The sequence below is a fragment of the Faecalibacterium sp. An192 genome (genome assembly GCF_002160175.1).
Classification (GTDB): Bacteria; Bacillota; Clostridia; order Oscillospirales; family Ruminococcaceae; genus Faecalibacterium.
In genome coordinates, this window is the sequence record NZ_NFKB01000154.1 from 1 (window position 1) to 657 (window position 657).

Consider the following 657-nt stretch of genomic DNA (forward strand, 5'->3'; position numbering starts at 1 on the left):
GCAAGCAGCGCAAACGCCCGAACCGCTATGATGAAGTGGGGCTGTTCTCCGGTATGCTGTTCTGCGCCGACTGCGGCCATGTGATGTACCAGCAGCGGTATCAGAACAAAACCCGCAAGCAGGACTGTTACATCTGCGGCAGCTACAAGAAGCGCACCCGCGACTGTACGGCACACTTTATCCGCACCGACCTGTTGACCGCCGGTGTCCTCTCCAATCTCCGGCAAGTGACCGAGTATGCCGCCAAGCATGAGAGCCGCTTTGTGAAGTTGCTTATCCAGCAGAACGAGATCGGCGGCAAGAGAAAGACCGCCGTAGCCACCAAGCAGCTTGAACAGGCGCAGGAGCGCATTTCCGAAGTGAGCCGCATTATCAAGCGGCTGTATGAGGACAATGTGAACGGCAAAATCAGCGACGAGCGTTTCATGGAACTGTCGGCAGACTACGAGCAGGAGCAGCGGGAACTGAAAGACCGCGCCGCCGCTTTGCAGGCAGAACTGGACAAGTCGCAGGCCGCCACCGTCAACGCGGAAAAGTTTATGGGTATCGTCCGAAAGCACCTTGCCTTTGAGGAACTTACCCCCACCCTCTTGCGGGAAATGATTGAGAAAATCGTCGTGCATGAGTGCAGCTATGACGAGAACGGCACCCGCAGGC

The 657-nt window shown here is 57.1% G+C and carries 1 protein-coding gene; it reads left to right on the plus strand.

What is annotated here, in order from left to right; translation table 11 throughout:
• A partial coding sequence (locus B5F27_RS16385; protein WP_144066585.1) for a DUF4368 domain-containing protein occupies positions 1-657 on the plus strand: 657 nt, incomplete at both ends.